Raw genomic sequence first — 6705 nt, forward strand, 5'->3', positions numbered from 1 at the left:
CGCTCTTCCGATCTGGCGATGGCCTCCAGGTCGACGCGCAGGGCCGGCGTCAGACCGGTCGCGCTCCAGGCGCGAGCGTGCGCCAGCCGCTCGGCCAACTCGACCGCCCACCAGGACGCGTCATCGGCGGCGTCGTTCCGGCGCGAACGCGCGACGGCGTCGGCCGCATGACGCCGCGCCAGCGCCTCCAGTTCCGGCAGCGCGCCCACCCAGTCGGCATCTCCGCGCAGCACGCGCTCGGCCAGGGCCTGCGCCCCGGGGTCGCCGGTGCCGCGCATGAGCCGCGCCAGGTCACGAATGCCGGCCCAGAGACGCTCCTGTGGCGGGGCCTCGCGGGCGAACGCGAGGGCTGCCTGCTTCAGGGTCCAGAGGCTGGCCGCGAGATTGCCGCTGTCGACCGTCGAGGCGAACATCGGCTCCATGGGGCGGCAGGTCTCGACGTCGGTCCAGTTGAGGACGTGACCACGCACCATCGGCAGTGCGGCCATCCCCGCGAGCGTGCGCCGCGTCTCGCGGGCGAACTCGGTCACGGTCAGCTGCCCCAGGTGGACGGCCGCCACCCGCGCGTTGAACAGGAAGCCGAGGTTGGTCGGCGACAGGCGCTCGGCCGCCGCGCCCCCCTCGTGCACGTGATCCGGAATCAGCCAGTGACGCGACTCGGTGCTCAGCTCGCTGAAGTAGCGCCACATCCGCCACGCCTGCGTGCGCAGCCACCGCTCGTCGTCTGGCGACACGGCGCCGACGCCGGAGCGCGGTGCTCGACTGAGCCAGGCCGCGAGCGGACGCGCGACCATCCAGAGCGCCAGGATCGGCGCGGCCGGCAGCAGGGCCTGCGGCCGCAGCAGCGCGAGGCCGCCCAGCAGCAGGAGCGCCAGGGCCGGTGACCAGTCGAGATAGACGTCCGCGGGGCGCTTGGGTCCACGCGTCTGGCGCGTCTCGGCCGCCGTCTCCCACTCGAGCAGGCGCTGCTTCGTGATGAACACCCGCGAGAGCGAGCGGACGACCGCGTCGACGGCCAGCAGCGCGTCGTGCAGCAGGTAGGTCAGGCCGAGCACCATCAGCAGGTGCTGGCGCGCGAAGGCCCGCGCGGTGTCGACCAGCCAGCGGACGAACCCACGGCGTCCCCAGGGGGCGCGCACGACGGCCACCGCGAGGCCCGCGTAGATCGGGAGGAGCAGCATCGCCACGCCGAGCATCGTCCACATCACCGCACGGTCGGGCCACAGGACCCATCCGGCCAGCAGCAGCAGCAGCGAGGCGGGTTCGAGCAGGCTGCGGCGCAGGTTGTCGAGGATCTTCCAGCGCGCGAGCGCATCGAAGTGGCTCGGCACGGTGCGGCCGAGCCCATCCGGCACGCGTGGCAGCAACCACCGCAGGATCTGCCAGTCGCCACGCATCCAGCGGTGCTTGCGGCGGCTGTAGGCGCTGAAGTGCGTCGGGTAGTCGTCGATCAACTCGATGTCCGAGACGAGGCCGGCGCGCGCCACGATCCCTTCGATCAGATCGTGACTGAGCAGCGCGTTCTCGGGGAACCGACGCTCGAGCACGGCGTGGAAGGCATCGACGTCGTAGATGCCCTTGCCCGTGAAGCTGCCTTCCCCGAACAGGTCCTGGTAGGGATCGGAGACGGCGCGGGTGTAGGTGTCGATCCCGGTCTGTCCCGACAGGAGCCGGGCCAGCCAGCTGCGCGAGGCCGACTGCGTACTGATGCCGATGCGCGGCTGCAGGATGCCGTAGCCCTCGACCACCCGCTGTGTCGCCGGATCGATGACCGCGCGATTGAGCGGATGCGCGAGCGCGCCGACGAGACGATGGGCCGAATCGCGGGGCAACTGCGTATCGCTGTCGAGCGTGATGACGTAGCGGATGCTGCCGAGCCCCTCGCGGTTGCCGACCTTGACCGGGAAGCTGTCGAAGCCGCCACGCAGCAGCCGGTTGAGATCGAGCAACTTGCCGCGCTTGCGCTCCCACCCCATCCAGCGTCCCTCGGCCGCGTTGTAGACGCGATGGCGATGCAGGAGGTAGAAGGGGGTCCGTCCCGTCGAGCCGTAGCGCGCGTTCAGCCCCTCGACCAGCGACACGGCGAGCGGCACCAGGGGTTCGTGGGCCGCCGTCGCCTGATCGCCGGCGTCCACCGAGTCGGTCACCAGCGCGAAGTGGAGATGGGGATCGCGATTGGCCAGATAGCGAATCTCGAGATCCATGACCAGTTCGTGGACGTGCTGCTCGTCGAGGAGCAGCGCCGGCACGGCGACCATCGTCCGCGCCTCGGCGGGAATGCCCTTCGAGAAGTCGAGCTTGGGCAGCACCGTGGGACGCGTCGCGACAGGCACCAGCGCGTTGACGAGTTCGACGGCCGCCTGGGTCGCGGGTAGCAGCAACAACAGGAAGGCCACCCAGACGGGCGCCGGCAGGTCGACGCTGCCGACAATCGCCAGCACGATGGTCAGCGTCCCGAGCCCGATGCCCCCGAGGTACGCCGCGGCGGGTCGTGCGGTGATGGCGCGCGCCAGGCGGTGCCGCCACGGCGCGCGGAGGCCGACGAGCGACTCCAGCGCCGGCAGCCCCTCGCCCACGAGGTAGTAGCCGACGTGCATGCGGCGCGCGGCGAGTCCGTCGGCGCCGGAGGAGTACGCCTCCGCGACGTCGTCTGCCATGCAGATGGCGGCTTCGGCCACTTCCCGCTCGCTCGCACGGCTGTGCCGCGCGATGTAGGAGATGGCGTGCCGGTAGGCGTCGCGGCTGCTGTCGTCCATCGACGCGTACGCGCCGGCGGGATCGGCTCGCAACACGAGGTCGACGACGCTCGAAGCGGCGAAGAGACGCGTCCAGTTGGCGTCGGCGACGTGGCGAATGCCGTCGATGGCCGACGACAGGCGCACCTCGTCCTCGGACGAGGCGCCCGAGACGACGCGGTCCAGGAGGGCGAGCATGAGCGCGCCGCGGGCCGCCCACAGTTCGCCGAGTTCGAGGTCGGTGGCATCCTGCACACCACGAACGAAGGCCCCGAAACTCTCCTCGTCGAAGCACACGCGGTGGGCATCGTCGAGGTACGCCGCGGCGATGGCCGCCACACGCGTCTGCTCGCCCTGGCCCGTCGCGATCGACAGGTACTCGTGCGAGTTCCACAGGAAGTCGCGCGCCTCGCTCTCGGCAGACGCCAGCAGCCGCGCGTTGTCGGTCAGCCACGCGCGCACCACGGGCGACGCGTACTCGCGCGCCATGGCCTCGGTGAGCGCCGTGCGCAGACGGGCCGCGCGCCGACGAATCTGCCGCACGCTGGCGTGCCCCCGCCGCGCCTGAGGCAGCGCGATGGCCGCCATCCACCCGGCATACCGGGTGACCTGCAGGTCCTCGCACGGGTCGTCCGCGTCGGGAGCGCGGTCGAGGCCGCCGTGACGAGCGGGAAGACGTGGGTCGAAGGCCGACAGGGGCATGTGCATGGGTGTGATGGGTTCCGGAAGGTTCAGCGGTAGCTGGCGGCCTGCAGCTCGAACATGCGGGCATAGCGCCCGCCCTGGGAGATCAGGCTGTCGTGGTGACCGTCTTCGGTGATGCGTCCGTCGGACAACACGACGATGCGATCGGCCATGCGCACGGTCGAGAAGCGGTGGGAGATGAGGAGGGCCATCTTGCCCGCCGTCAGCTCGGCGAAGCGCTCGAAGACCTCGAGTTCGGCGCGCGCGTCGAGGGCCGCCGTCGGCTCGTCGAGGATGAGCAGCTGGGCGTCGCGCAGGTACGCCCGCGCCAGCGCGACCTTCTGCCACTCGCCGCCCGAGAGGTCGACGCCGCCTTCGAAGCGGCGGCCGAGCAACTGGTCGTAACCGCCGGGCAGCCGCGTGATGACGTCGTGCGCGAGGCTGCGCCCCGCGGCCTTGCGAATGCGCCACTCGTCATCGCCAGCCTCGAGTCGACCGACGGCGACGTTCTGCCGGGCCGTCATCTCGTAGCGGACGAAGTCCTGGAAGATGACGCCGATCTCGCGGTGCAGGTCCTCGATGTCGTAGTCGCGCAGGTCGACGCCATCGAGCAGCACGCGGCCGGCAGTCGGGTCGTACAGCCGCGTGATCAGCTTGACCAGCGTGGTCTTGCCCTGGCCGTTCTCGCCGACCAGCGCGATGCGCTCACCGCGCGAGATGCGGAAGTCGAGGCGGTCCAGCACGGGACGGGCGTTGCCCGGGTAATGGAACGACACATCCTCGAAGTGGAAACCGTCGCGGATCGGCCGTGGCGCCGGGATGGCGTGCGCCGAAGCGGCGAGCGTCGGCTTCACCTTCAGGAACTCGACCAGATCGGTGAGGAACAGCGACTGGTCGGCGATGTTGGAGAAGGTCGAGAAGATCGACTGGATGTTGGCGCTGGCGCCGGCGATGCTGCCGGCGATGAACTGGAGCGAGCCCCACGACAGGTCGCCGGTCACCGTGCGATAGATCACGTAGCCATACGCCGAGTAGTAGCTGGTCGTGCTGATCACCGAGAGCAGACTGCCGCCCAGCAGTCGGCGCCGCGCCAGCGCGACGTTCTGCGTGTAGAGGTCACCGGACAGCTGCGCGTACTCGCGCGTGATGTAGCCAGCCAGGCCAAACAGCTTCAGCTCCTTGGCGGTCTCCTTGCTCGCGCCGAGCACGCGGAGGTAGTCGAGCTGACGCCGCATCGGTGTCTGCCGCACGTTGAGCGCGTAGCCGAGGAACGCGAAGTGGCTCTCGCCGAGGAACGCCGGCACCACGGCCAGGACGAGCACCCCGAGCAGCCACGGCGAGAAATGCAGGACGCTGAGCGAGAGGCTGACCGCGATGATCAGCTGCTGCGCGATGGCCCCGATGGCGTGGATCATCGTGATCCGGTCGGTGGCCTGGGCGCGGGCACGCTCCAGCAGGTCGTGGAAGGCCGGACTCTCGTAGGCCGTGAGGTCGAGGCGCGACGCGTGCTCCATCACACGCACGCTCACGTGCCGTGTGAAGCGGTCGGCGAGCAGGCCGTCGAAGAAGCCCGTGGCGCGACCGAGCACGCCACCGAGGATGGCCAGGCCGCCCTCGGCCGCCACCCACCACCAGAAGTGGTCCGGCAGGGTGCCCCCGCCCGTCCTGATCTGGACGGCGTCGAGGATCCACTTGCCCACCGACAACATGGCCAGGGGAATGAGCGCCGCCGTGATGCGGAAGGCCCAGCCGGCCGCCACCACGCCGGGGGCGGACTCCCACACCATGCGCATCAGCGCCGGGACGTTGCGAAGTGCGGCGGCGCGTTCGCGCCAGCCATGCCAGAAACGAGGAGTCTGCTCAGCCATGCGTTGTGGCCAGCTCTTCGCCGGCACCCCGCAAAGTGCAAGACTGCGGCCATCCTGTGCATGAGCTGAGCAGGCGACCGCTTACCCGACGATTGAGGCCGGAAATGAAGAAAGACGCGCCGATCTCGACCGGCGCTGGCGAGACGCGCGGCCGCTACGGCAGCGCTGGAGAGGGGGGAGGAGCGAGCGCGCCGGATGAGAGGGTTTCTGTACACCGCGCGTAATGCTGTTCGCTACACCACGGCTACGGTCGAGCCATGCACCTCAGCGGTCGAGTTCGCGGATGTAGAGGTGGCGGAAGCGTACTTCGGTGCCGTGCGTCTGCAACTCGAGGGCGCCCGTCGCGCGCAGCGGTTGCCCGCGGTGAAAGTAGTTGTCGAGCGTCTGCCCGTCCACGGTCTGCTGGCCGTTGAGCCAGACCCACACCCGTTCGCCCACCATGCGAATCCGCAACTGGTTCCACTCGCCGATCGGTCGATCGGCCTTGACCAGCGGCCACTTGCCCGGACTGTCGTCGCGGTTGTTCCACAGCGCACCCGATCCGCGAAAGGCGCCGGTCTGCTGGTTCGTGGCGCTGGCGGGGTCCCACAGCTGCACTTGCGGGTAACTGCGGAGATAGACGCCGGTGATGCCGTTGGGCACGGTGAGCTTCCACTCGAGGAGGAGCTCGATGTCGCCGTAGGGCTTCTCGGTGGCGAGATGGACGCCGAGGCCATCGGTCACCAGCTCGCCGCGGTCGCGGTCCACCCACCAGTGCCGATCGCGATCGGCATTCCACTCGGCCTGCTTCGCCGCGCGCTCGGCGTCGGTGAACGCCGCCTCGACGTACGGGCTGAACACGCCGCCCTTGCCGGGCCGGCCCCGCCAGCCGCTCAGGTCGCGGCCGTTGAACAGCGCCGTGAAGCCTTCGGGGATCGTCATCGCGGATGTCGGCGGCGGCGTCTGCGCCAGCGCCGGCATCAGCCACGCGATGGCCAGCATCATGAACACCACGCTCTGCACGCGCATGATCACCTCGCCGCCTCGGCACGACGCGCCCGGATGGCCTGTGGCTCGATCGGCGGCGCGGCGTTGCCCCACGCCTGGCGCACGTAGGTCAGGATGCCGGCGAGTTGTTCGTCGGACAGGCCCGCGAGCGGCGGCATGCTCGGGTAGGCGGGGTCTTCATCGCGCCCACGCAGCACGATGTCGATGAGGACGTCCGACGCACCGGTGACCCTCGGCGAACCGGCCAGCGGCGGCGCGAGCGCGGGCAGGCCCCGTCCATCCGCCTGGTGACACGCGGCACAGATGGCGAAGGCGGCCCGGCCCTGTTCGACGAGGGCCGCCGTCGCGACATCCCGCGGCGACGCGGCGGCGGCGCTCGCGGTGGCCGGCGCGAGGCGTCGATCGGCCTCCACCCCCTCGCGCACGGCGGC

General features: G+C 70.4%; 4 protein-coding genes. All 4 read right to left on the bottom strand.

The features are described 5' to 3' along the window. Nucleotides 1–3443 (bottom strand): glycosyl transferase (locus tag Q0C41_RS28535; RefSeq protein WP_367079318.1); only part of this gene is annotated, 3443 nt, incomplete at its 3' end. Nucleotides 3444–3466: 23 nt separating this feature from the next. After that, nucleotides 3467–5287, bottom strand: coding sequence for an ABC transporter ATP-binding protein (locus Q0C41_RS28540; RefSeq protein ID WP_291989924.1), 1821 nt, complete (start codon nt 5285–5287; stop codon nt 3467–3469). A 264-nt stretch (nt 5288–5551) separates the two neighbouring features. Continuing rightward, complete coding sequence (locus Q0C41_RS28545) at nt 5552–6295, bottom strand: DUF1080 domain-containing protein (protein WP_291989926.1); 744 nt, start codon at nt 6293–6295, stop codon at nt 5552–5554. 2 nt (nt 6296–6297) lie between these two features. Continuing rightward, the coding region (locus Q0C41_RS28550; protein WP_291989927.1) for a cytochrome c at nt 6298–6705 on the bottom strand (408 nt) is incomplete at its 5' end.

It is taken from the genome of Luteitalea sp. (assembly GCF_022842525.1).
In the GTDB taxonomy this organism is placed as follows: Bacteria; Acidobacteriota; Vicinamibacteria; order Vicinamibacterales; family Vicinamibacteraceae; genus Luteitalea.

What these genes read in the sequence shown, in the direction of transcription:
- Q0C41_RS28545 (WP_291989926.1), bottom strand. Translation starts at nt 6,295, where the DNA reads ATGCGCGTGCAGAGCGTGGTGTTCATGATGCTGGCCATCGCGTGGCTG.
- Q0C41_RS28540 (WP_291989924.1), bottom strand. Translation starts at nt 5,287, where the DNA reads ATGGCTGAGCAGACTCCTCGTTTCTGGCATGGCTGGCGCGAACGCGCC.